The sequence below is a fragment of the Cryobacterium sp. TMT2-4 genome (genome assembly GCF_004402575.1).
Taxonomy (GTDB): Bacteria; Actinomycetota; Actinomycetes; order Actinomycetales; family Microbacteriaceae; genus Cryobacterium; species Cryobacterium sandaracinum.
On the sequence record NZ_SOGE01000015.1, the window covers coordinates 18,332 to 42,409 of the forward strand.

A 24,078-nucleotide genomic window follows, 5' to 3' on the forward strand; every position below is an offset into this window, starting at 1 on the left:
GCGCCCTCGCAGGGTGGAGTGGGTAATCTACGACTGTGGAAACCGTGCTGCTGTATATTCTGGGCGTTCTGATCGTCGTGGTCGGCCTTGCCCTGTCCATCGGCCTGCACGAGATCGGGCACCTGCTTCCCGCCAAGCTCTTCGGCGTCAAGGTCACCCAGTACATGATCGGTTTCGGGCCCACCCTATGGTCCCGTCGCAAGGGCGAGACCGAGTACGGCGTGAAGGCCATCCCGCTCGGCGGCTACATCGCCATGATCGGCATGTTCCCGCCCGCCAAAAAGGGCGGCAGAGTGCAGGCATCCAGCACTGGCTTCTTCAACCAGCTGGTGCAGGAGGGTGAACCGGAGAAGAAGCCCGGCGCCATGGCCACCATGGTCGACGACGCCCGCCAGTCCAGCGCCGACACCATCGGTGAGGGCGAGGAGCACCGCGCGTTCTACCGCCTGCCCGTCTTCAAGCGTGTCATCATCATGCTCGGCGGGCCCACGATGAATCTCCTCATCGCGGTCGTGCTCTTCGCCGTGCTCCTGATGGGCTTCGGAACGGCCCAGGCCAGCACCAGCGTCGGCAGCGTGTCCGAGTGCGTGCTGCCGGCCACGAGCACCCGGCAGACCTGCGAACCGACCGACGAGAAGGCGCCCGGCGCCGCGGCCGGCCTGCAGCCGGGCGACCGCCTGGTCAGCATGAACGGCACCCCGATCGACAGCTGGGACCAGTCCACCGAGATCATTCGCGAGTCGCCGGGCATCCCGCTTGCCACCGTCGTCGAACGCAACGGCACCCAGCAGACCCTGACCATCACCCCGAAACTCACCGAACGCTACGTGAGCGATGCCGACGGCGAGATCGAAGAGGATGCCGCCGGCGAGCCGAGGACTCAGGAGGTCGGCTTCGTCGGAATCGGCCCGGCTGGCGAGTTCGTGCCGCAGCCGGCGACCGCCGTGCTGCCCGCGGTGGGCGAGAACATCGGCGCGGTCGTGCACATGATCGCGAACCTGCCGCAGCGCATGATCGATATCGCCAACGCGGCCTTCGGACCGGGGGAGCGCGACCCCAACGGCCCGATCAGTGTGGTCGGGGTCGGCCGCGTCGCCGGCGAGATCGCCAGCATCGACGCCATCCCGGTGAACAGCAAGATCGCGAGCATGCTGGGGCTCCTGGCCTCGCTCAACGTGGCCCTGTTCGTGTTCAACCTGGTGCCGCTGATGCCGCTCGACGGCGGACACGTCGCCGGCGCGCTCTGGGAAGGGTTGCGGCGTCAGATCGCCAAGCTGTTCAGACGCCCCGACCCGGGCCCCGTCGACACGGCGAAACTGATGCCGCTCACCTTCGCCGTCGTGGTGGTGCTCGGCGCCATGAGCCTGCTGCTGATCTACGCGGACATCGTCAAACCGATCAACATCTTCGGCTGATCCGCGGCGCGTCCCGGCGCAGCTCCCCGCGGCTCTGCCCGGCGAGATTCGCCGAGATTCGCCGAAAATGCCGAGAGTCGCCGTTCCGCCAGGTCAACTGGGCAAAAACGGCGACTCTCGGCGTCTGCGAGCGGCGTCCGGTACGGGCGTTAGCGCGAGAGCAGCAGCGCCTCACCCTGGCCGCCGCCGCCGCAGAGGGCGACGGCGGCCTTACCGGTGCCGCGCCGGGCCAGCTCAAGCGCCGCGTGCAGCGCGAGGCGGCCGCCCGAGGCCCCGATCGGATGCCCGAGGGCGATCGCGCCGCCGTGGATGTTGACCTGCTCGGGGGAGAGGCCGAGCTCCCGGGTCGATTCGAGCGACACCGCGGCGAAGGCCTCATTGATCTCGACCAGGTCGAGCTCGTTGGCCGCCCAGCCCTGGCGCTCCAACGCGCGGTGGATCGCGTTCGCCGGCTGTGAGTGCAGCGAGTTGTCGGGTCCGGCGACCTGGCCGGAGGACTCCACCACCGCCAGCCAGCTGAGCTCATTGTCGTCGGCGAAGCGGCGGCTGCACAGCACGAGGGCGCTGGCACCGTCGCTCAGCGGCGACGAGTTGCCGGCCGTGACGGTGCCGTCCTCGGTGAAGGCCGGGCGCAGCCGGCCCAGCGTCTGCGTGGTGCTGTCGCCGCGCACACCCTCGTCCGTGGCGACCAGGAGCGGCTCGCCCTTCCGCTGCGGAACGCTGATCGGGGTGATCTCGTCGTCGAAGACGCCGTTCTCGACGGCGGCGGCGGCGCGCTGATGCGAGGCGGCCGCGATGGCATCCTGGTCCGCCCGAAGCAGGCCGAGCCGCCCGTTGACATGCTCGGTGGAAAGGCCCATAGAGAGGCCGTCGAAAGCATCCGTCAGCCCGTCGCTGGCGGCGTGGTCAAGCATGGTGACGCTGCCGTAGGCCCAGCCCGTGCGCGAGCCGGGCAGCAGGTGCGGGGCGTTCGACATCGATTCCTGGCCGCCGGCCACGACGACATCCGCTTCACCGAGACGGATGATCCGGGCCGCGTCGATCACGGCGGCCAACCCCGAGAGGCACACCTTGTTCAGTGTCATTGCCGGAACGTTCCACGGGATGCCGGCGCCGATCGCGCTCTGCCGGGCCGGGTTCTGGCCGGAGCCGGCCTGCAGGACCTGGCCCATAAGCACGAACTGCACCTGATCGGGTGTCACGCCGGCGCGGGCGAGCGCCCCGGTGATGGCAGCGGTTCCCAGCTGCACGGCGGTGAGGCCTGAGAGCTGCCCGTTCACCCGACCCTGCGGTGTGCGCGAGCCCGCGAGGATGACGACGTCGCTGCTGTTCACGGCACTGTGGTTCATAGCGGATCTCCTTCAGAAGACCGATCGGGCCGAGGGCCGATCGGGTAGGGGTGGCGATGCGTTCCGGCGGTGGCCCCGACCGTCGGGAGTCATCCGGCATCCGTTCAGATTTCGCCCGGTCTCGCCGCGTAAGCTGTCGCCGTGGCTGCAATCAACCTGGGAATGCCCAAAGTACCTGAAGTTCTCGCTCCGCGTCGCAAGACGCGTCAGATCAAGGTCGGCAAGGTACTCGTCGGCGGCGACGCGCGCGTGAGCGTGCAGTCGATGACGACGACACCGACCACGAACATCAACGCGACCCTGCAGCAGATTGCCGAGCTGACGGCATCCGGCTGCGACATCGTGCGCGTCGCCGTGCCCAGCCGCGACGACGCCGAGGTGCTGCCGATCATCGCGATGAAGAGCCAGATCCCGGTCATCGCCGACATCCACTTCCAGCCGAGCTACGTGTTCGCCGCGATCGACGCCGGCTGTGCCGCCGTGCGCGTCAACCCGGGAAACATCCGCAAGTTCGACGACCAGGTCGGCAAGATCGCCGCCGCGGCCAAAGCAGCCGGCGTCTCCCTCCGCATCGGCGTCAACGCCGGCTCGCTCGAGCCGAGCCTGCTGCAGAAGTACGGCAAGGCCACCCCGGAGGCGCTCGTCGAGAGCGCCGTCTGGGAAGCCAGCCTGTTCGAGGAACACGACTTCCACGACTTCAAGATCTCCGTCAAGCACAACGACCCGGTGATCATGGTCAAGGCCTACCGGCTGCTCGCCGAACGCGGCGACTGGCCCCTGCACCTCGGCGTCACCGAGGCCGGACCGTCGTTCCAAGGCACCATCAAGAGCGCCACGGCGTTCGGTATCCTGCTCGGCGAAGGCATCGGTGACACCATCCGGGTGTCGCTGAGCGCGCCCCCGGCCGAGGAGATCAAGGTGGGCCTGCAGATCCTGCAGTCGCTGAACCTGCGCGAGCGCAAGCTGGAGATCGTGTCCTGCCCGAGTTGCGGTCGCGCCCAAGTCGACGTGTACAAGCTCGCCAACGACGTCACCGACGGCCTCGAGGGCATGACCGTGCCGCTCCGGGTTGCCGTGATGGGTTGTGTCGTTAACGGACCGGGCGAGGCCCGCGACGCCGACCTCGGCGTGGCGTCGGGTAACGGCAAGGGCCAGATCTTTGTGCGCGGCGAGGTCATCAAGACCGTGCCGGAGTCGGAGATCGTCGCGACCCTGATCGAGGAGGCCAACCGGATGGCCGCCGAGATGCCGCCGAGCGAAGACTCCCTCGGCGCCCCCGTCGTGACGGTCGGCTCCAACTAGTCGAGATCCAACGAGTCCAGCGAGTCCCATTCGCTGGGTCGCGTCGCGTCGCGTCCGGGAGATCAGATCTCAGGCGCCGCGTGCATGACGTTCATCACAGGTGGAGCACCGTACCAGCGTTGAACCAATTCGACGGAGATTTTCACGTAGTGGGGACTTTTCGCGGGCTCTAGGGCCGATTCCGGCAGAATCTCCGTCGAATTCGTTCGGGAGAGGGAAACTGCCGGGGCTCTGATGGGAAGGACTCGTCGGCCGGAACGTGCGGTCATTCGGCGTCGCGGTGCGTCGCTGGGCCAGCCGCGCACACTCGTCATGGGCATCCGTTGTCACGTAAACGCGGGAATTTTTGAGACACACCGGTTTTGGCGCCGTATTGTGCGGCGTGTTGCGAAAATCTCCGAGGTTAGCGACCGGCCGCAACGGATGCCCGGGGCGGGGGCCTCCGCACGTCGGGTCGCCAGGTCTCGGCGAGCGCGACCGCCGCTGGCGCGACCGCCGCTGGTGCGACCGCCGCTGGCGGCACCTCGGTCAAGACGGTTCGCGGCGCGGGTTGTGGAATCCGGCGGACCGCGGAACAGGTGCCGGCGTCCACCGGGTGCGCCGCGACGTCTGTCCGCGCGCCGTAAAGTGGGTGAGTGCCTATTCGTATGTCCAACTACTTCCTCCGTACCCTCCGCGAAGACCCCTCGGACGCCGAGGTCACCAGCCACCGCCTGCTGGTGCGCGCCGGCTACATCCGCCGCCAAGCCCCCGGAATCTTCGCGTGGCTGCCGATCGGTCTGCGCGTCAAGGCCAAGATCGAGACGATCGTGCGCGAGGAGATGGCCGCGGCCGGCGCCTTCGAGGTGCACTTCCCGGCCCTGCTGCCGCGGGAACCCTACGAGATCACGGGCCGCTGGGACGAATACGGCGACGGCCTCTTCCGGCTCACGGACCGCAAGGGCAGCGACTTGCTCCTCGCCCCCACCCACGAAGAGGTCTTCACACTCCTCGTGAAGGACCTCTACAGTTCCTACAAGGACCTGCCCCTGTCGATCTTCCAGATCCAGGACAAGTACCGCGACGAGGCCCGGTCCCGCGGCGGGCTGCTGCGCGGCCGCGAATTCACGATGAAGGATGCCTACTCCTTCGACTACACGGATGCCGGCCTCGACACGAGCTACCAGGCTCAGCGCGACGCCTACGAGCGCATCTTCACCCGGCTCGGCCTCGAGTACGTCATCGTTCAGGCGGATGCCGGCGCAATGGGCGGCTCCAAGAGCGAAGAGTTCCTGCACCCGACCCCGGTCGGCGAAGACACCTTCGTACGCTCGGCCGGCGGCTACGCGGCCAACATCGAGGCGTTCCGCACGGTCGTCCCGCCATCGATCGATTGGGCTGGCTTCCCCGCCGCCGAGGTCTTCGACACCCCGGGCACCCCCACCATCCAGACCCTGGTCGACCGGGCCAACAGCGATCATCCGCGTCCCGACGGCCGCGCCTGGACCGCCGCGGACACCCTCAAGAACGTCGTCCTCGCGCTCATCCAACCCGACGGCACCCGTGAACTCCTCGTGATCGGCCTCCCCGGCGACCGCGGGGTGGACCTCAAGCGCGTCGAGGTGGCCGTCACCCCCGCCGAGGTCGAGGCCGCGAACGAAACGGACTTTGCCAAGTTCCCCGGGCTGGTCAAGGGCTACATCGGACCCTGGAGCGCGAACGGAGCGGTGTTCGGTGAGAAGTCGACCACCGGCATCCGTTTTCTGGTTGACCCGCGCGTCGTGGAGGGCACCGAGTGGATCACGGGCGCGAACGAGCCCGACCGCCACGTCTTCGGTCTCGTCGCCGGCCGGGATTTCGCGCTGGGCGGCACCATCGAGGCCGCCGAGGTTCGCGTCGGCGATCCCGCGCCCGACGGCTCCGGCCCGGTGGAGCTGGCCCGCGGCATGGAGATCGGCCACGTTTTCCAACTCGGCCGAAAGTACGCTGAGGCGCTCGGCCTCAAGGTTCTCGACGAGAACGGCAAGCTCGTCACGGTCACGATGGGTTCCTACGGCATCGGCGTCACCCGCATCCTCGCCACCATCGCCGAACTCAACAACGACCCGAAGGGGCTGATCTGGCCCGAGACGGTCGCGCCGTTCGACGTGCACGTGATCGCCACCGGCCGGGACGATGTCGTCTTCGAGACTGCCGAAACCGTTGTCGCCATGCTGGAGAGCACCCAGCGCGACGTGCTCTACGACGACCGCCGCAAGGTGTCGCCGGGCGTCAAGTTCGGCGACGCGGAACTGATCGGCATCCCCGTCATCGTCATCGTGGGCCGTGGCGCCGCCGACGGCATCGTGGAACTCTGGGACCGTCGCACCGGTGGGCGCACCCAGGTGGCCATTGCCGAACTGGCCGCCAGCTTCGCCTGAGCGCCCGGCCCGGCTGAAGGTTCAGAGGCGGGCGAGCCGCGCCTGGGCGAAGCAGTACACGCCATAAGCGATCACTCCGGCGCCGACCAGCACCAGGATCGCCACCCCGAACGGCAGCGCCACGAGTGATTTCAGCGCACCGTCCATGCCGGTGGCCTTCTCCGGGTCGAGCGTGAAAGCCGCCACGGTGAAAAGGATGCCCACGGCGGCCAGCGCGATGCCCTCCGCTATGTAGCCCACGGTTCCGAGGATGACGACCACCGTGCCGGCCGGGCCGCCGGGCACCGTGATGCTGTCGGTGAAGCCATGGCTGGCGCCGCGGTGAACGAAGACGCCGCCGATCACGACCACGGCCAGGCCGGCGACGAAGAGCAGCACGACGCCCCCGGGAATCGACAGCAGTCTCGCGGTCGAGTCGCTGGCTGTTTCCGACGAGCTTGCCGAGGCTCCGCGGGCGAACGTGAACGCCGTCCCCGCGATGAACAGGAAGACGACACCCTTGCCGATCAGGACGGCGCGGTGGGCCCACTTGCGTTTCGGATCTTGGGCGGGTTCAAGGAACACCTGTACCAGATACCAGAGGCCGAGCGAGGCCAGGCCGAGAACCACCGTCCAGAGCACGAACACGCCGCCGGGGGTTTGGGCCAGCTGCCCGAGCGCGCCAGACTGGTCTGCCGACTCGCCACCGGCGCCCGTTGCCACGCTGATTGCGATGGCGCCGATCATGATGTGAAGCAGGCCGTTCACCGCATAACCGGCGCGGGCCAGAAGTTGGAAGGTGCGGCTGCCCTCGACGGTGCGTGCAGCGTGGTGAGCGTTGTCGGATACGGAATCGGCGGCCATCCGCCCAGCGTAGCGCCGCGCTCGGGCCGAGGGGAAGGCAGTTTCGGCGCGGGACGGGCCTGGGTCGGGTGACGGGCGTCCGGGGATTCGGCTAATCTAGGACGAGCCCGCTGCGCAGTTTCGCGGCGGCAAGATCTGAATAGAGGAGGCCGGCCATGGACATCGACCTCAGCGTGTTGCGGCAGTTGGAGCGCGAGAAAGAGATTCCCTTCGAGGAACTCGTGCGGATCATTGAGCAAGCAATTCTGACGGCCTACGTGAAGCACACCCAGCAGGGTGAAGTCTCCACGAAGCAGGTCGTCGAGGAAGAGCCGGTAGCGCGCGTCGTCCTCGACCGCAAGACCGGCCACGTCGACATTTTTGTGCCCGAACACGACGAAGAGGGCAACGTCGTCGGCGAAGCCGTCGACAACCCCACCGACTTCGGTCGCATCGCGGCCTTCGCGGCCAAGCAGGTCATCAACCAGCGTCTGCGCGACCTGGCCGATGACGCTGTGCTCGGTGAATTCAAGGGCCGCGAGGGTGAGATCGTCGCCGGGATCATCCAGCAGGGTCCGAACCCGCGCATGATCCACGTCGACTTGGGCACGATCGAGGCGATCCTGCCGCCCGAAGAGCAGGTGCCGAGCGAGAGCTACGTGCACGGACAGCGCATTCGCGTCTATGTCACTGCCGTCGGCAAGGGCCTCAAAGGCCCGCAGATCACGGTGTCCCGCACGCACCCTTCGCTGGTGCGTCGCCTCTTCGCCCTCGAGGTGCCGGAGATCGCCAGCGGCGTCGTCGAAATCGTCTCGCTTGCCCGTGAGGCCGGTCACCGCACCAAAATGGCCGTTCGCGCCACGGAGCCCGGCGTCAATGCCAAGGGCGCCTGCATCGGCGAACTCGGCCAGCGCGTGCGCGCCGTCACCGTGGAGCTCAACAACGAGAAGATCGACATCGTCGACTACTCGCCAGACCTGGCCACCTTCGTCGCCAGCGCACTGTCGCCGGCCAAGGTCACCAGTTCCTACGTGATCGACGAATCGATCAAGGCCGTCCGAGCCCTCGTTCCCGACTACCAGCTGTCGCTGGCGATCGGCAAGGAAGGTCAGAATGCGCGCCTCGCGGCCAAGCTCACGGGTGCGAAAATCGACATTCAGCCGGACAGCATTCTGGAGGACACGGAATAGGGGGTACGATGAATCCCGTTAGAACGTGCATTGGATGCCGTTTGCGCGCTCCGCGATCCTCACTTCTGAGGGTTGTAGCCCAAGAATCGGAACTCGTGGTGGATGAAACCGCCACTCTGCCTGGGCGAGGCGCGTGGCTGCATCCCACTACCGCGTGCTTCCGGGACGCACTGCGGCGACACGCTTTCGGGCGTGCCCTTCGCGTGACCAGTTCAATGGACGCGAATCAACTAGAGAACAGGCTGAACAGGCTTATGGATAACTAATGAGCGGCTCGAAATGAGACCCGTCCGTTACTAACGGTCTGCCCCTTTCCGGGTGCAGACCCGGAACAGGAGAATTGTGGCTGCGAAACCACGCGTACACGAGATCGCTAGCGAGCTCGGCGTCGACAGCAAGGTTGCCCTTGCTAAATTGAAAGAGATGGGCGAGTTCGTCAAGGGCCCGTCCAGTAGCGTTGAACCCCCGGTAGCGCGCCGTCTGCGCGCCGCCCTGGCGGCCGATGGCTCCAGCACCGCGGCTTCCGCCGCCACTGCTACAGCCCCAGCCGCCGCCACCCCCGTTGCCGCGACAACCCCCGCAAAGCCGGGCGGCGTACGTCCGTCCCCGGCCAAGCTGGCCGTCAAGCCGGGTGTACGTCCCGTCGTCGAGGTCCCAGCAGCGGTTGCTCCCGCCGCGGACGCCCCGCCGATGCCGACTGCCCCGCTCACAGTCGCCGAGCGTCAGGCTCAGGCTGCAGAGAAGGCTGCGGCTGCCGCAAAGGCTGCGGCTGCCGCGATCGTCACCGAGACCGTGTCCGCGACGGATGCCCCGGTCGCCAAGACCGCGGGTGGCGCTTCGGGCGCAGCCAAGCCCGGTGCGTCCGTGCCGAAGCCGCCGGCGGCTCGTCCGGGCAACAATCCGTTCGCCAGCAACCAGGGCATGGGCAAGACCCCGAGTCCGCGTCCCGGCAACAACCCGTTTGCGAGCGCGCAGGGCATGGGTCAGCGCCCGCCGTCCACGTCTTCGCCCAGTAACATTCCGCGCCCCGCGGCCCCGCGCCCCGGTGCACCTCGTCCGGGTGGACCCGGGCAGGCCCCGCGCCCGACTGGTTTCGGTCAGCGTCCGGGTGCGTTCCAGCGTCCCGGTGGCGCTCCGGGTGGTGCCGGCGGCGCACGCCCCGGCTTCCAGCGTCCTGGTGGCGCCCCGGCCGGAGCCCCCGGCTTCGGCCCGCCCCGTCCTGCCGGTGGTGGCGGCGCCGGAGGTCGCGGTCGCGGCCCCGGCGGCGGAACCGCTGGCGCGTTCGGTCGCGGTGGCGGCAAGAACAAGGCCCGCAAGTCCAAGCGGACGAAGAGAGCAGAGTTTGAGCTGCGCGAGGCTCCGTCGCTGGGTGGCGTGAGCGTACCCCGCGGCGACGGCGGAACCGTGGTGCGTCTGCGCCGCGGTGCGTCCATCACGGACTTCGCCGACAAGATCGACGCGAGCCCCGGAAACCTGGTCACGGTCCTGTTCCACCTCGGTGAGATGGCCACGGCAACCGAGTCGCTCGACGAGGCCACGTTCGACGTTCTCGGCTCCGAGCTCGGTTACAAGATTCAGATGGTCTCTCCGGACGACGAAGACCGCGAGCTGCTGCTCGCCTTCGACATCGACATCGACCAGGAGCTGGAAGACGAGACGGATGACGAGCTTGTCGCCCGTCCCCCCGTCGTCACCGTCATGGGTCACGTCGACCACGGCAAGACCGCGCTCCTGGACGCCATTCGTAACGCGAAGGTGGCCGCGGGCGAAGCCGGCGGCATCACGCAGCACATCGGTGCCTACCAGGTCATCACCGAACACGAGGGCATTGAACGCGCCATCACCTTTATCGACACACCGGGCCATGAGGCGTTCACCGCCATGCGTGCCCGTGGTGCCCAGGTGACGGACATTGCGATCCTCGTGGTCGCGGCGGACGACGGCATCATGCCGCAGACGATTGAGGCGCTCAACCACGCCCAGGCCGCCAACGTGCCGATCGTGGTTGCAGTCAACAAGATCGACAAGCCCGGCGCCAACCCGCAGAAGGTGCGCCAGCAGCTCACCGAGTTCGGTCTCGTCGCCGAAGAATACGGTGGAGACGTCATGTTCGTCGACGTGTCGGCGAAGCAGGGCACCGGCATCCAGGAAGTCCTGAACGCCGTGCTCCTCACCGCTGACGCCGGTCTCGACATGCGGGCCAACCCGGACAAGGACGCTCGCGGCGTGGCCATCGAGGCTCGCCTCGACAAGGGGCGTGGCGCCGTGGCGACCGTGCTCATCCAGTCGGGAACACTGAACGTCGGGGACTCCATCGTGGCGGGCACGGCCTACGGCCGCGTTCGTGCGATGGCAGACGAGAACGGCGTGCCCGTGCTCGCCGCAACCCCGTCCCGTGCCGTCCAGGTTCAGGGCCTCTCCAGCGTGCCGCGTGCAGGCGACACCTTCCTGGTGATTCAGGAAGACCGCACGGCTCGTCAGATCGCCGAGAAGCGCGAAGCCGCCGAGCGCAACGCCCTGCTGGCCAAGGCCCGCAAGCGGATCAGCCTCGAAGACTTCACCCGTGCACTCGAAGAGGGCAAGGTTGAATCACTCAACCTCATCATCAAGGGTGACGTTTCCGGTGCTGTTGAAGCCCTGGAAGAGTCGCTGCTCAAGATCGAGGTCGACGATTCGGTTCAGCTGCGCATCATCCACCGCGGAGTCGGTGCGGTCACGGAAAGCGACGTCAACCTCGCCACCGTCGACAACGCCATCATCATCGGCTTCAACGTGCGCCCCGACACGAAGGCACGCGAACGCGCAGCCCGTGAAGGCGTGGATGTGCGCTTTTACTCGGTCATCTACAACGCACTCGAGGACATCGAGAACTCCCTCAAGGGAATGCTCAAGCCCGAGTTCGAAGAGGTGCAGAGTGGTGTCGCCGAGATCCGCGAGGTGTTCAGCTCCTCCAAGTTCGGAAACGTCGCCGGCGTCATCGTACGGTCGGGCGTCATCACGAGAAACGCCAAGGCGCGGGTAATCCGCAACGGTGTCGTCGTGGGAGACAACCTGGGCATCGAGTCACTGCGCCGGTTCAAGGACGATGTCACCGAGGTCCGTACGGACTTCGAGTGTGGTATCGGCCTGGGCAAGTTCAACGACATCCAGATCGGTGACGAAATCGAGACGATCGAAATGAAGGAAAAGCCGCGGGTCTAAGGACGTACGGATGATGGGTGTGGGTTTCGCTGGGTTCCTGAACTCGAACGCGGCGGGGCCCGCACCTTCGGTAATTTTTCGACAATAGGAGTTAGACCATGGCAGATCCGGCACGCGCCAGGAAAATGGCCGACCGCATCAAGGTCATCGTGGCCAAGCGCATCGAACGCGGACTCCGCGATCCGAGGCTCGGCTTCGTGACCATCACCGACGTGAAGGTGACCGGTGACCTGCAGCACGCCTCGGTGTTCTACACGGTTTACGGTTCGGCGGAGGAACGAGCCGACAGCGCGACAGCGCTCAAGGCGGCTACCGGCATGCTGAGGAGCGAGGTCGGCAAGAACATCACCGCCCGGCTGACGCCGTCGCTCGAATTCATCGCGGACGCCATCCCGGAGAACGCGGCCCTGATCGACGACCTGCTGCGTGAGGCGCGCGAGCGCGACACGCAGGTCGAGGAGCAGGCTCGCACGGCGAAGTATGCCGGCGACGAGGACCCCTATGTCAAGCCGCGCGAATACGACGACGACGACGACGAAGACGAAGGCGACGACGAGGAAGACGACGAGGTGCAGCCCGGGGGCGGCCAACACGCCGAAGTTCCCGCCGGGTCGGATTTGCAGAAGTAAGGAAGCAACACCTGCCGGTCAGTGACCGGCCGGCCGTGCCGGCCCGCATCACCCGTCAGCGGTGTGCGGGCCGGTTCGGCTTTTCTCGCGCCCGAAGAGGCTTATTCCTGCGGCAGGGTGTACTCGCCGGGCGCCGTGGCAATGGCGAGGCCGTCGGACAGCAAGCCCGCCAAGGCCCGGTCACGCTGGGGTGAGTCGGCCCACAGGTCGGTGATCTCGGCATCCGTCACCGGGTGCCGGGTGGCGCGAAGCTCGGCCATGATCAAGCCGCGCACCTTTCGGTCGCTGCCCTCGAACTTCTTCTGCACGGCTTTGCGCGGGCCGGAATAGGGCGGGTAGTCCGCCAGGCGCCAGGCGCAGGCGGCGCGGATGGGGCAGTCATCGCACCGGGGGATCCTGGCGGTGCAGACCACGGCGCCCAGCTCCATCATGCCGGCGTTGAATACGGCGGCGTCGCTCACGGGAAGTGGGAGCAGCGCGCTCATGGCGTCAAGGTCGCGGGTGCGGCTGGGTGGGGCCGGTTCGGCCTGGCCGGCCACGGCGCGCGCGATGACGCGCCGGGTGTTGGTGTCGACGACCGGATGCCGCAGGCCGTAAGCGAACGCGGCGACCGCCCTGGCCGTGTAGTCGCCGATCCCGCTGAGGGCCAGCAAAGCGTCGACGTCGGCGGGGACCACCCCATCGTGCCGCTCGGTGATCTCCACCGCGGCCGCGTGGAGCCACAGAGCGCGGCGAGGGTAGCCCAGGTTTGCCCAGGCCCGCACCGCCTCGCCGGGCGGGACCGCCGCGAGGTCCCCCGGGGTCGGCCAGCGCTCGAGCCACTCCGCAAGGCGGGGAATCACCCGGTTCACCGGGGTCTGCTGCAGCATGAACTCGCTCACCAGCACGCCCCAGGCGCCGAAGCCGTGCCGGCGCCAGGGCAGGTCGCGAGCATTGCCCCGGAACCAGGCGTTGATGGCGAGGCTGAGGGCAGGGGAGCCGGCTGCAGGAGCAAGCGTGAGCGTGGCATTCACCGTTCTAACCTAGGCTCGAAAGATGAAGCTTGCCTCCACTCCCCGGATCGAGTTCCTGCGGGAACTCGCGACCGAAATCCTTGGCGTCTACGGTCTCGGTCGCACGGTCGTCGCCATCGACGGCACGGATGTCGCGGAGCGCGCCGCTTTCGCCGACGACCTGGCCGCCGTGTTCGATGAGCGGGAGCATCCGGTGTTCTCAGCCTCCCTGCGCGATTTCCGGCGGTCGCGCGCGGAGCAGGAGCGCTTCGGCCCGGAATCTCCCGAGCGGCTGCTGCGCCACCTGTACGACTTCTCGCTGCTGCGGCGCGTGCTGCTCGACCCGTTCCGGCTGGGTGGCAGCACCGGTTTCGTCACCCGAGCGTTCGACGCCGACCGGGATGCCTGGATCCAGCCCACCTGGCTGACCGGGCCGTCCGACGCCACGCTGATTCTCGACGGCGAGTACCTGAACCGCAAGGAGTTGCGCGACCTGTGGTCGTACAGCGTTATGGTGGAGACCGAGGCGGACGCGGTGCGCTTCGGACCAGGCGGTGCCGAGGATACCGGCATGGTCACCGAGCACGAGGTCGCCGACCGGCTGTACCGCGGCGAGGTGCGTCCGCGCAGCCGGGCCACGGCCATCGTCGACGTGAGCAACCCGGCCGACCCGCGCCGTGTGTTCCTCGACAGCTGCTGATCGGGGTCTTGGGTCACGGGTCGTGACGGTCATCGGCGGAGCGCCGCGAACCGCTCGAGCACGTCGTACGGGGCCAGCGACACCCCGCGTGCCTCAACCTCGTGCACGAGAGTTGTCAGCAGCTCGTTCACGGGCGCCCGCACGCCGGCCAGGGCGGCTTCCCGCACCACCGCGCCGTTGAGAAAGTCGACCTCGGTGAGCTGCCCGCGCTTCAGGCTCTGCTGCGTCGAACCCAGGTTCGGCACGTCGCCCATGCGGGCCTTCAGCCTCAGCGGCAGCACCTGGCCGAGGGCCGGCGGCAGCCGCGAGAAGGCTCTCAACGGCCGGTCGCCGAGCCCCTGCAGGCTGCCGTAACGCACCCCGCGCTTCATCCCCACCTCCACGGTCTCGCGCATGCTCTCGGTCATCACGCGGCGCAGCCCGGCGTGGTCGATGACATTCTGAACGCTCATCCCGGTGATCGCGGGTAGTGCGTTGAGCATGTTGACGACGAGTTTGGTCCACTGGGCACCGACGAAGTTGTCGAGGGCGACGGTGGGCACGGCGCCGGCGAGCACGTCCCGCCAGGCGAGCGTGGCGGCATCCGCGGCGCCGGTTCCCCGGCCCAGATAGGTGGGCGCGGCGGTTGTGATCGTCACCTGGCCGGGTGCCGCGTAATTCGCCGCGATGATCGACAGGGCGCCGAAGCAGTCCGAGCGGGGCAGCAGAGAGCCCGCCGTGAGCACCCCGTCGAGGCCGTTCTGCACGACGATCACGGGGGAGCCGTCGAGCACCCGGGCGTTCTCGCCGATGGCCGCAGCCGCATCCTGGGCCTTGGTGCAGACGAGCGTCAGCTGCGGGGTCCGGGCCAGACGTTCGAGCGCGAGCGGATGCTGGCGTACGGTTCCGAAGGCCCCGGTCAGTGAAATCCCCTCGGCCCGGATGGCCGCCAGCGCCGGTCCGCGCGCCGTCACGGTCACCGTATGACCGGCCCGGGCGAGCAGGGTCGCGAACGTGCCGCCGAGGGCGCCGGCTCCGATCACCGCAATATTCATCCCCCCAGCCTAGGTCGCGCCCGATGGGTCAGCGCCGGACCGGGGCCGGATACCATGTCAAGAATGAACGAAGCATCCGGCGGGCCAGCCAGCGAACCGATAGTCGAACGGACGCCCGGGCAGCGGTCGATGAAGGTCGGCACCACCGTCAGCGGACTCCTCCTGGTCGACAAGCCCCAGGGCTGGACCAGCCACGACGCCGTCGCCCGCACCCGCCGCCTGGCCGGCACCCGCAAGGTCGGCCATGCCGGCACGCTGGACCCGATGGCCACCGGCCTGCTGATCCTCGGAATCAACAGTTCCACCCGCCTGCTGACGTACGTCGTCGGCCTCGACAAGGAATACCTGGCAACAATTCGACTGGGTACGTCGACGACGACCGACGACGCCGAGGGTGAAGAGCTGGCGCGGGCATCCGTCGACGCCGTGGCCGCCGTCACGCCGAAAGCCGTCGCGGCCGGAATCGGCGCCCTCACCGGCGCCATCACGCAGCGGCCCAGCTCCGTCAGCGCCATCAAGATCGACGGCAAGCGCGCCTACGCCCGGGTGCGCGCCGGCGAGGAGGTGGACCTGCCGGCCCGCCCCGTCACCGTGAGCGCGTTCGAGTTGCTCTCCCTGACCCCGGGCGACGGCTTCCTCGACCTCGAGGTGCGGGTGGAGTGCTCCTCCGGCACGTACATCCGGGCGCTGGCCCGCGACCTCGGCGCCGCCCTCGATGTCGGCGGCCACCTCACCAGCTTGCGCCGAACCCGGATCGGCCCGTTCGGCATCGACATGGCCCAGCCGCTCGCCGAACTCGACGTCGCTGCCGGACTGATCGGCCCGACGGATGCCGCCACGCGCATCCTGGGACGCCTCGACCTGACAGAGCAGCAGGCCATCGACCTCGGACACGGCAAGCGCATCGCGGTGGACGGCGCAGTCGGCACCGACGCCGAAGCCGGCACGGCGGTTCCGGCCGGCCCGGTGGCCGCGGTCGCGCCGGACGGCCGGCTGGTCGGCCTGGTCGAGTACCGCGGCGACTACGCCAAGTCCCTGCTCAACTTCCCGCTTGATCAGGTCGCCGATGCCGCGCAAACCGTGGCAGCCCCGAAGGCCACCGCATGATCGAGTGGTTCATGTGGCTCCAGTTGGCCGTGGCCACCCTCGCCGGCCTACTCTGCATCGCCCTCGGCCTGGCCGGGCGCAAACCCAGCGACCTCACCATGGGTGCCACCGCGCTCGTGGAGCTACTGCTGATCGTGCAACTCGTCGTCGCGATCGTCGCCCCGCTCACGGGCAACACCGCGACCGGCAGCCTGCTCGAGTTCTACACCTACCTGATCAGCGCAATTCTCGTGCCCGTGGCCGCCGCAGCCTGGGCGCTGATCGAACGTAGCCGCTGGAGCACGGTCATCTTGGGCGTCGCCGGGCTGGCCGTCGCCGTGATGGTCTACCGCATGTGGCAGATCTGGACCGTCCAGGGCCTGTGAGATTCAGGGCCGAGAAGTCCGGCGCCCGTGAAATCAGATCCACGGATGCTGCGATAATTAGGAAGCCATGACCGCAGAGCAGAGCAACGCCGCAGGGACGCCCGCCGAGAGCGCTCGGTCGACCCCGGTGACCGGCATCGGGCGTGTGCTGATCGCCGTCTACGGCCTCCTCGCGCTCGCCGCCACGGGCCGCTCCTTCGTGCAGATCGCCTCCAAATTCGCCGAGGCACCGTTGTCCTACTCATTGTCCGCGCTGGCCGCGGTCGTCTACATCGTCGCCACGGTGGCCCTGATCAGGAGCGGCGGACGCTGGCGCCGCGTGGCCTGGATCACGATCGGCTTCGAGTTCGCCGGCGTGCTGGTGGTCGGCACCCTCAGCCTCGTCGACCCGGCCCTGTTTCCGCACGACTCGGTCTGGTCGTTGTACGGCCGCGGCTACCTCTTCATCCCGCTCGTGCTGCCGGTCCTGGGCATGTGGTGGCTGTCCCGGAGCGGTAAGGTGCGCGAGTGAAGGTGCTGCGCGGCGTCGCCGATATCCCGGCCGACTGGCCGGCCTCCGCGGTCAGCATCGGCAAGTTCGATGGCGTGCACGCGGGGCATCGCGCGGTCATCGCCGAGTTGCAGGCACTCGCCGACAGCGACGGACTGGCCTCCGTGGTGGTGACCTTCGACCGGCATCCGCTCGCCGTGCTTGCCCCCCAGGAGTGCCCACAGACCCTGATCAGCACCGAACAGAAGCTTGCCTTGCTCGCCGAGACCGGCGTGCGCGCCACCCTTCTGCTCGAGTTCACCGCGGCGTTGGCCGCTCTTTCGCCCGAGGATTTTATTGAGAGCATCGTGGTGCAGGGGCTTCACGCGCGCACCGTGCTGGTCGGCCGCGACTTCCGGTTCGGCGCTCGCGGCGCCGGCGATGTGCACCTATTGCAGGAGCTGGGGGACCGGTTCGGGTTCACCGTGCGCCTGATCGACGACGTGAAACCAGACCGGATGCGCCGGGTCTCGTCGACCTGGATCCGCGAGCTGCTCTCCCGCGGCGAGGTCGGCGCGGCCACTACCCTGCTCGGGCACAACCCGACCGTGCGCGGGGAGGTCGTGCACGGCGCGAAGCGAGGACGCGAACTCGGTTTTCCCACGGCCAACCTGTCACCGGCGTCCGAGGGGCTGATCCCCGCGGACGGGGTCTACGCGGGCTGGCTGACGGATGCCGGTATCCGCTACCCGGCGGCCATCTCGGTGGGCAACAACCCCACCTTCGACGGTGTGGCGCAGAAGCAGGTCGAGGCCTTTGTGCTCGACCAGGACATCGACCTGTACGACCATGTGGTGGAGGTGTCCTTCGTCGAACGTATCCGCGGCATGGTCGCGTTCACCGGAATCGAACCGTTGATCGTGCAGATGCACGATGACGTGGAAAAGGTCCGCGGCATCCTGGCCTGACGCGGGCATCCTGGCCGGACCGGGCATCTCGCTGTTGAGAGTCGGCTACTTGGTCGCGCCGCTGCTTGTCGGGCTGCTGCTTTTCGGGCTGCTGCACCAGCTGGCCGGCGGCTGGACCTGGCCGCTCGCCTTCCTGATCGGCGCCGCCCTGGCCGCTACGCTGGCCGGCGCCGTGCTGTCCTGCCCGCCCAGTGTCCTGCTGCCTGCCTAATGCCCTGCTGCCTGCCTAGCGCCCTGCTGCCCGCCCAGTGCCCCGTGCGGCCTCACGAATTCGACGGAGATTCTGGCAAAAAACCGGGTGAGACCGGTCTCAATGCCGGCTGAGAGCAAAATCTCCGTCGAATTGGTTCAGGGGCGGGCGCGCGGGCGGGCCAAGGGCGCGCGGGCGGGCCAAGGGCGCGCGGGCGGGCCAAGGGCGCGCGGGCGGGGGAGTGGGTGACTCAGGCGACCAGATCGGCGCGGTGGATGAGCGCCGCGGCGCCGATCAGTGGGCCGTCGCCGGAGAGAGCGGATGCGACGACGCGCACCCGGGTCGCGAAGGAGAACACCGTGCGCTCGGCGACGGCCGCTCGCACGTAGTCGAACAGGTCCGGCGTGACGTGTGAGAAGCCGCCGCCGATCGCCACCACGTCGAGGTCCACGAGGTTCGTCGCGGAGGCGATCGCCTGGCCGATGGCCTGGCCGCAGCGCTTGACCGCACTGATCGCGATCGGGTCTCCCGCGGCGTATGCGGCCGAGAGGTCTTCGCCGGTGAGGCCCGACCAGCCCTCGGCGCGCGCCCAGGCCACGGTGCGCGGTCCGGATGCGACGGCCTCGAGGCATCCGGTGCCGCCGCAGGCGCAGGCGTCGTCGAACCCGCCGACTTCGATGTGACCGATGTGCCCGGCGTTGCCGGTCGGCCCGGAAACGGTGGACCCACCCAGGATCAGGCCGCCGCCGATGCCGGTGGACACGACCATGCCCATCAGGCTGTCGGCGCCCCTCCCGGCGCCGAGCCAGTGCTCGGCGAGCGTGATGCAGAGGCCGTCCAGGCGCAGGCGCACGGGCGCCTCGGGCACGAGGGCCGCGACACAATCCCGTAAGGGGTAATCCCGCCAGGCCGGCAGATTCAACGGAGAGACTGTGCCCGTGTCCACGGTGATCGGTCCGGCGGTGCCGATGCCGACGCCGAGGAGGGCGTCTCCGACCGGCAGGCTCGCTCGGGCGCGGGTGACAACGGTCCGTACACTGTCCGCGAGTTCCTCGGCGGTTTTGACCGGGCCGGTGGGGGCGCGGTGCCGGCTGGCGGCGAGCACGACCCCCTGCTCGTCGACGAGTGCGGCTTCAACCTTGGTGCCGCCGAGGTCGACGGCGAGAGCGTAGCTGGTGGGCATGACATCAGCCTAGGGCGTGCAGAGTTGCAGGGTCGATGCTCGAATGCGCAGATGAGCAACATGACCAACAGGCGTTGATCGGGGGAGACCGGCGACTTAGGCTGGACCCGAACGGAACGGAGCACCATGACGGACACCGACGAACTCTTATCCATTCGCGCGGCCGAGCTCTACTATGAGGAAAACAAGACGCAGGACGAAATCGGCACCGTTCTCCGCCTCACCCGCTGGAAGGTGGGCCGGCTCCTCGCCCAGGCCAAGGCCAGTGGCTTCATCCGCATCGAAATCGTTCACCCGCGCGCCCGTCGTCTCTCCATCGAACGCCGGCTGCGCGAGACCACGCAGCTGACGGATGCCATCGTCGTCTCCTCTGCCGGCGTCTCCACTGACGAGGAACTCCAGTCCCGCACCGCCCAAGCTGCCGCCGACTACCTCACGGGCCTCCGCCCGGTGCCGCGAACGCTCGGCATCAGCTGGGGCCGCACCCTGCACGAGGTGTCGCTGCACCTGGCCCAGGGCTGGGCCAGCGGCGTCAACGTCGTGCAGATCAACGGCGGAGTCAGCCTCAACCGGCGCGCCGGCACCGCAGCCGCGACGGCCGTCACCATTGCTCACAAGGCCTCGGGGGCGGCGACGCTGCTGCCGAGCCCCGCCATCCTCGAGCGCCTCGACACCAAGACCGCGATCGAAGCCGACCGCTCCGTCGCCGCCGTGCTGAACCTCGGCGCCGCGGCATCCGCCTACCTGTTCAGCGCCGGCCAGGCCGACCAAAACTCGGCTCTCGTCGACAGCGGCTACCTCACCGCAGAACAGGTCGCCGAGCTCGTACGCAAGGGCGCGGTCGGCGACATCGTCGGCCGGTACATCGACAGCAACGGCAACATCGTCGACCCGGAACTCAACGGCCGGACCGTCGGCATCCAGCTCGAAGCGCTGCGTCACGCGAAGACCGCCATCGCCGTGATCACCGGCGGCTCCAAACACTCCATCGCCCGCGCCGTCGTCGGCAGCGGCCTGTGCACAGTGCTCGTCACCGACGAAGACACCGCACTCGCCATCCTCGGAGAAAACGCATGACCGCACCCCGACCGCAAGGACAATTCATGACTACCAGCCAAACGGCCATGGCCCAGCTGAACACCGGGGAACGCGCCCTGGCGCTCATCGGCGGCGAAGCCACGGATGCGAATCTGCGGCGTTACCTGCACGGCATCCCCGGCATCGACGCCGTCGGCTTGGAGCAGCGTGCCTCCGACCTCGGCACCCGCTCGATCAAGACCAGCTCGAAGAAGTGGGCGATCGACAAGATCATCAGCCTGATCGACCTCACCACCCTCGAGGGGGCCGATACCCCCGGCAAGGTGAAGTCCCTGGTCGGCAAGGCCCTCACGCCCGACGCCGGTGACCTCAGCTGCCCTCGCGTGGCCGCGGTCTGCGTCTACGGCGACATGGTGCCGCACGCCGTCGCCGCTCTCGGCTCCGCGCACTCCGCGGGCACGGATGCCGGCGTGAACGTCGCCGCCGTCGCGACCGCGTTCCCGAGTGGGCGCGCGTCCCTCGCGATCAAGCTGGCCGACGTGCACGACGCCGTCGCGGCCGGCGCCGACGAGATCGACATGGTCATCGACCGTGGTGCGTTCCTGTCCGGCAGGTTCGGCCAGGTCTACGACGAGATCGTGGCGGTCAAGCAGAGCTGCCGCCGCCCCGACGGCAGTTTCGCCCACCTCAAGGTGATCCTCGAGACCGGGGAGCTCAGTACCTACGACAACGTGCGCCGCGCGTCGTGGCTGGCCATCCTGGCCGGCGGCGACTTCATCAAGACCTCCACCGGCAAAGTGCCCGTCGCGGCCACCCTGCCCGTGACCCTCTCCATGCTCGAGGTCGTGCGCGACTGGCATCGCCTCACCGGGGCGAAGGTCGGTGTGAAGCCGGCCGGCGGCATTCGCACGTCTAAAGACGCCACCAAATACATCGTGACCGTCGCCGAAACCGTGGGCGAGGAATGGCTCACGCCGAGCCTGTTCCGGTTCGGGGCGTCGAGCCTGCTGAACGACGTGCTGATGCAGCGCCAGAAGATGACCTCCGGACACTACTCCGGCCTTGACTACGTGACGATCGATTGAATCTCGACAAGCTCGATCACCGACAACTCGATCAACCTTGATTGGAATAACCATGAGCTTTCTTGACTACGCTCCCGCCCCGGAGTCCCAGGCCGTGCTGAACCTTCGGGGGGACTACGGACTCTTCATCGACGGGGAGTTCGTCGCCGGTCGGGGTGAGCCGTTCCAGAGCATCAACCCGGCCACCGAGAAGCAGATCGCAATGATCGCCCACGCCGACGCGGCGGATGTCGACGCGGCGGTGGCCGCCGCCCGTCGCGCCTACGACAAGACCTGGTCGAAGCTCTCCGGCAGCGATCGCGGCAAGTACCTGTTCCGCATCGCCCGCCTTGTGCAGGAGCGGGCCCGTGAGCTTGCCGTCGCCGAGACCCTCGACAACGGCAAGCCGATCAAGGAGAGCCGCGACGTCGACGTGCCTCTGGTTGCCGCCTGGTTTTTCTACTACGCCGGCTGGGCCGACAAGCTCGACCACGCCGGGGTCGGCCCCACGCCGTCCGCGCGGGGCGTCGCCGCCCAGGTGATCCCGTGGAACTTCCCCCTGCTGATGCTGGCTTGGAAGATCGCCCCGGCCCTCGCCGCCGGCAACACGGTCGTGCTCAAGCCGGCTGAGACCACCTCCCTGACCGCGCTGTTGTTCGCCGAGATCCTGCAGCAGGCCGACCTGCCCGCCGGCGTTGTCAACATCGTCACGGGCGGCCGCGACACCGGCAAGGCCCTCGTCGGGCACCCCGGCGTCAACCTCGTCGCCTTCACCGGCTCCACCGGCGCCGGCCGGGCCATCGCCCGCTCGGTCGCCGGAACCGACAAGAAGGTCATCCTCGAGCTCGGCGGCAAGGCCGCGAACATCGTCTTCGACGACGCGCCCATAGACCAGGCGATCGAGGGCATCGTCAACGGCATCTTCTTCAACCAAGGCCACGTCTGCTGCGCGGGTAGCCGCCTGCTCGTGCAGGAGTCGATCCACGACGATGTCATCGACCGCCTCAAGGCGCGCCTGTCCACGCTGCGCCTCGGCGACCCGATGGACAAGAACACCGACATCGGCGCCATCAACAGCGCCGAGCAGCTGGCGCGCATCCGGGAACTCACCGACATCGGCGAGCAGGAAGGCGCCGAGCGCTGGAGTCCGGACTGCGTGCTGCCCGAGGCCGGCTTCTGGTTCAGGCCGACCATCTTCACCAACGTCTCCACCAGCCACCGCATCGCCCGTGACGAGGTATTCGGCCCGGTGCTCTCCGTGCTGACCTTCCGCACCCCGGCCGAGGCCATCGCCAAGGCGAACAACACGCCGTACGGACTGTCCGCCGGAATCTGGACCGAGAAGGGCAGCCGGATGCTGGCCGTCGCCGACAAGTTGCGTGCCGGCGTGATCTGGGCGAACACGTTCAACCGCTTCGACCCGGCCAGTCCATTCGGCGGCTACAAAGAGTCCGGCTACGGGCGCGAGGGCGGCCGCCACGGGCTCGCGGCATACCTCAAGCCCGCCGCCGGTCGCGCGGCCGCGCGCACCGTGACGGCCGCGCCCGCGGCATCCATCGCACCGGCCGTTGCTTCGCCGGCCGCGGAGAAGACTCCCGTTTCCCGAAAGAAGGCAGCCAAGTGACCCGCCTCGCCGTTCCCAAGACCTACAAGCTCTACCTCGGCGGCAAGTTCCCGCGCAGTGAGTCGGGCCGGGTCTACGAGATCCGTTCCCACGACGGGGAATTCCTCGCCAACGCCGCGAAGGCCAGCCGCAAGGATGCCCGGGACGCCGTCGTCGCCGCCCGCTCGGCCCTCGGCGGCTGGGCCGGCGCCACGGCCTACAACCGCGGCCAGGTGCTTTACCGCATCGCGGAGTTGCTCGAGGGGCGCCGGGCCCAGTTCGTCACCGAAATCGTGCAGTCGGAAGGCGTGAGCACCGCGGCAGCATTCGCCCAGGTCGACGAGGCCATCGACCGCTGGGTCTGGTACGCCGGCTGGGCCGACAAGTACCTGCAGGTGGCCGGCAACGCCAACCCGGTTTCGGGTCCCTACTTCAACCTCTCGGTGCCGGAGCCCACGGGCGTCGTCGCCATCATCGCGCCGCAGACCGGGGGTTCCCTCCTCGGTCTCGTCAGCGCGGTCGCCCCGGCGCTGGTCTCAGGCAACACCGTGGTCGTCGTCGCGAACGAGGTCATGCCGCTCTCGGCGATCAGCCTGGGCGAGGTGCTCGCCACTAGTGACGTGCCCGGCGGCGTAGTCAACATCCTCACCGGGTCTCCCGCCGAGATGGCGCCGTGGCTGGCCAGCCACGCCGACGTCAACGCCCTCGACCTGGTTGGCGCCGGCGATCTCGACTGGATCCACCTCGAGATCGACGCGGCCGAGACCCTCACCCGGGTGCTGCAGCCCGAGAACGGTCCGGATGCCGCGAGTCCCTCCCTGGCGCGCGTCCTGGCGTTTACCGAAACGAAGACGATCTGGCACACGAAGGGCCTGATCTAGCCCGCGCCCGCCTGACGAATTCGACGGAGATTTTGCCCAAAACGGCGCAAAACCGCCTTCCGGGCCTCAAAACCCCAAAATCTCGGCTCCCCTGCTGTATCCGTGGGTGTTTCGGAGCGCCTTAACGGCCGCACGCCGCTTCCTGTCTAGGTTTCTGACTGTCAAAGGAAAGAAACT

Annotated in this window: 22 protein-coding genes; 17 read left to right on the top strand and 5 right to left on the bottom strand. The window is 68.2% G+C overall.

Features of this window, described 5'->3' with window-relative positions; all coding sequences use genetic code 11:
• Positions 1–35: 35 nt before the first annotated feature.
• Complete coding sequence (locus E3O54_RS04815) at positions 36–1,415, top strand: RIP metalloprotease (RefSeq protein ID WP_166784821.1); 1,380 nt, start codon at positions 36–38, stop codon at positions 1,413–1,415.
• Between the two features lie 149 nt (positions 1,416–1,564).
• On the opposite strand, the gene E3O54_RS04820 is transcribed toward E3O54_RS04815, so the two are convergent.
• Positions 1,565–2,764 carry an acetyl-CoA C-acetyltransferase gene (locus E3O54_RS04820; RefSeq protein ID WP_104100269.1) on the bottom strand — a complete coding sequence of 400 codons (1,200 nt, stop codon included), beginning with the start codon at positions 2,762–2,764 and terminating at the stop codon, positions 1,565–1,567.
• Between the two features lie 141 nt (positions 2,765–2,905).
• On the opposite strand from E3O54_RS04820, the gene ispG reads away from it, so the two are divergent.
• Both ispG and E3O54_RS04830 read left to right on the top strand, forming a co-directional pair.
• Positions 2,906–4,066, top strand: a complete 1,161-nt coding sequence (ispG, locus tag E3O54_RS04825; protein ID WP_174720143.1) for a flavodoxin-dependent (E)-4-hydroxy-3-methylbut-2-enyl-diphosphate synthase — start codon at positions 2,906–2,908, stop codon at positions 4,064–4,066.
• Positions 4,067–4,713: 647 nt separating this feature from the next.
• Positions 4,714–6,465, top strand: a complete 1,752-nt coding sequence (locus tag E3O54_RS04830; protein WP_134401057.1) for a proline--tRNA ligase — start codon at positions 4,714–4,716, stop codon at positions 6,463–6,465.
• 21 nt (positions 6,466–6,486) lie between these two features.
• Here the strand turns inward: E3O54_RS04830 and E3O54_RS04835 are convergent, their stop codons facing one another.
• Positions 6,487–7,308, bottom strand: coding sequence for a DUF1206 domain-containing protein (locus E3O54_RS04835; protein WP_134343307.1), 822 nt, complete (start codon positions 7,306–7,308; stop codon positions 6,487–6,489).
• 155 nt (positions 7,309–7,463) lie between these two features.
• Here E3O54_RS04835 and nusA point away from each other — a divergent pair, with 155 nt between their 5' ends.
• From nusA to rbfA, 4 genes are all read left to right on the top strand, one after another.
• Positions 7,464–8,477: a transcription termination factor NusA gene (gene nusA / locus E3O54_RS04840; RefSeq protein WP_134401050.1), complete on the top strand. Its 1,014-nt coding sequence runs from the start codon at positions 7,464–7,466 to the stop codon at positions 8,475–8,477.
• An 8-nt stretch (positions 8,478–8,485) separates the two neighbouring features.
• Positions 8,486–8,743: a YlxR family protein gene (locus tag E3O54_RS04845; RefSeq protein WP_134401051.1), complete on the top strand. Its 258-nt coding sequence runs from the start codon at positions 8,486–8,488 to the stop codon at positions 8,741–8,743.
• A gap of 76 nt (positions 8,744–8,819) precedes the next feature.
• Entirely contained in the window at positions 8,820–11,678 is a 2,859-nt protein-coding gene (gene infB / locus E3O54_RS04850; RefSeq protein WP_134401052.1) for a translation initiation factor IF-2, read from the top strand.
• Positions 11,679–11,776: 98 nt separating this feature from the next.
• Positions 11,777–12,307 carry a 30S ribosome-binding factor RbfA gene (gene rbfA / locus E3O54_RS04855; protein WP_134401053.1) on the top strand — a complete coding sequence of 177 codons (531 nt, stop codon included), beginning with the start codon at positions 11,777–11,779 and terminating at the stop codon, positions 12,305–12,307.
• A gap of 101 nt (positions 12,308–12,408) precedes the next feature.
• On the opposite strand, the gene E3O54_RS04860 is transcribed toward rbfA, so the two are convergent.
• The gene (locus E3O54_RS04860; RefSeq protein WP_166784823.1) at positions 12,409–13,263 is read right to left on the bottom strand and encodes an A/G-specific adenine glycosylase; all 855 of its coding nucleotides are present in this window, start codon (positions 13,261–13,263) and stop codon (positions 12,409–12,411) included.
• Between the two features lie 79 nt (positions 13,264–13,342).
• Between E3O54_RS04860 and E3O54_RS04865 the strand changes: the two genes are divergently transcribed.
• Positions 13,343–13,999: a hypothetical protein gene (locus E3O54_RS04865; protein WP_134401054.1), complete on the top strand. Its 657-nt coding sequence runs from the start codon at positions 13,343–13,345 to the stop codon at positions 13,997–13,999.
• 29 nt (positions 14,000–14,028) lie between these two features.
• On the opposite strand, the gene E3O54_RS04870 is transcribed toward E3O54_RS04865, so the two are convergent.
• Positions 14,029–15,033 (bottom strand): ketopantoate reductase family protein, encoded by a 1,005-nt coding sequence (locus E3O54_RS04870; RefSeq protein ID WP_104100261.1) that lies wholly within the window; start codon positions 15,031–15,033, stop codon positions 14,029–14,031.
• Between the two features lie 129 nt (positions 15,034–15,162).
• Here E3O54_RS04870 and truB point away from each other — a divergent pair, with 129 nt between their 5' ends.
• The 5 genes from truB (at position 15,163) to E3O54_RS04895 (ending at position 18,153) form a co-directional block, all read left to right on the top strand.
• Complete coding sequence (gene truB / locus E3O54_RS04875; protein WP_134401058.1) at positions 15,163–16,140, top strand: tRNA pseudouridine(55) synthase TruB; 978 nt, start codon at positions 15,163–15,165, stop codon at positions 16,138–16,140.
• Positions 16,137–16,505 carry a hypothetical protein gene (locus E3O54_RS04880; protein ID WP_134401055.1) on the top strand — a complete coding sequence of 123 codons (369 nt, stop codon included), beginning with the start codon at positions 16,137–16,139 and terminating at the stop codon, positions 16,503–16,505. Before truB ends, E3O54_RS04880 begins: the two co-directional genes overlap by 4 nt.
• Positions 16,506–16,572: 67 nt before the next feature.
• A complete protein-coding gene (locus tag E3O54_RS04885) occupies positions 16,573–17,016 on the top strand; it encodes a hypothetical protein (RefSeq protein WP_104100258.1) in 444 nt (147 codons plus the stop codon).
• Positions 17,013–17,942, top strand: coding sequence for a bifunctional riboflavin kinase/FAD synthetase (locus E3O54_RS04890; protein ID WP_104100257.1), 930 nt, complete (start codon positions 17,013–17,015; stop codon positions 17,940–17,942). Before E3O54_RS04885 ends, E3O54_RS04890 begins: the two co-directional genes overlap by 4 nt.
• Positions 17,908–18,153: a hypothetical protein gene (locus E3O54_RS04895; RefSeq protein WP_134343299.1), complete on the top strand. Its 246-nt coding sequence runs from the start codon at positions 17,908–17,910 to the stop codon at positions 18,151–18,153. Before E3O54_RS04890 ends, E3O54_RS04895 begins: the two co-directional genes overlap by 35 nt.
• 229 nt (positions 18,154–18,382) lie before the next feature.
• Here E3O54_RS04895 and E3O54_RS04900 read toward each other — a convergent pair whose 3' ends face one another.
• The gene (locus E3O54_RS04900) at positions 18,383–19,315 is read right to left on the bottom strand and encodes an ROK family protein (RefSeq protein ID WP_134401056.1); all 933 of its coding nucleotides are present in this window, start codon (positions 19,313–19,315) and stop codon (positions 18,383–18,385) included.
• A 126-nt stretch (positions 19,316–19,441) separates the two neighbouring features.
• On the opposite strand from E3O54_RS04900, the gene E3O54_RS04905 reads away from it, so the two are divergent.
• Genes E3O54_RS04905 through E3O54_RS04920 form a run of 4 tightly spaced genes read left to right on the top strand, consistent with a single transcriptional unit; the run spans position 19,442 to position 23,901 of the window.
• The gene (locus E3O54_RS04905; RefSeq protein ID WP_104100254.1) at positions 19,442–20,392 is read left to right on the top strand and encodes a sugar-binding transcriptional regulator; all 951 of its coding nucleotides are present in this window, start codon (positions 19,442–19,444) and stop codon (positions 20,390–20,392) included.
• Positions 20,393–20,418: 26 nt separating this feature from the next.
• Entirely contained in the window at positions 20,419–21,438 is a 1,020-nt protein-coding gene (deoC, locus tag E3O54_RS04910; RefSeq protein WP_134343298.1) for a deoxyribose-phosphate aldolase, read from the top strand.
• A gap of 52 nt (positions 21,439–21,490) precedes the next feature.
• Positions 21,491–23,041: an aldehyde dehydrogenase family protein gene (locus E3O54_RS04915; RefSeq protein ID WP_104100252.1), complete on the top strand. Its 1,551-nt coding sequence runs from the start codon at positions 21,491–21,493 to the stop codon at positions 23,039–23,041.
• The gene (locus E3O54_RS04920) at positions 23,038–23,901 is read left to right on the top strand and encodes an aldehyde dehydrogenase family protein (RefSeq protein WP_134343297.1); all 864 of its coding nucleotides are present in this window, start codon (positions 23,038–23,040) and stop codon (positions 23,899–23,901) included. The genes E3O54_RS04915 and E3O54_RS04920 overlap by 4 nt, the downstream gene beginning before the upstream one ends.
• The last annotated feature ends 177 nt before the right edge of the window (positions 23,902–24,078 follow it).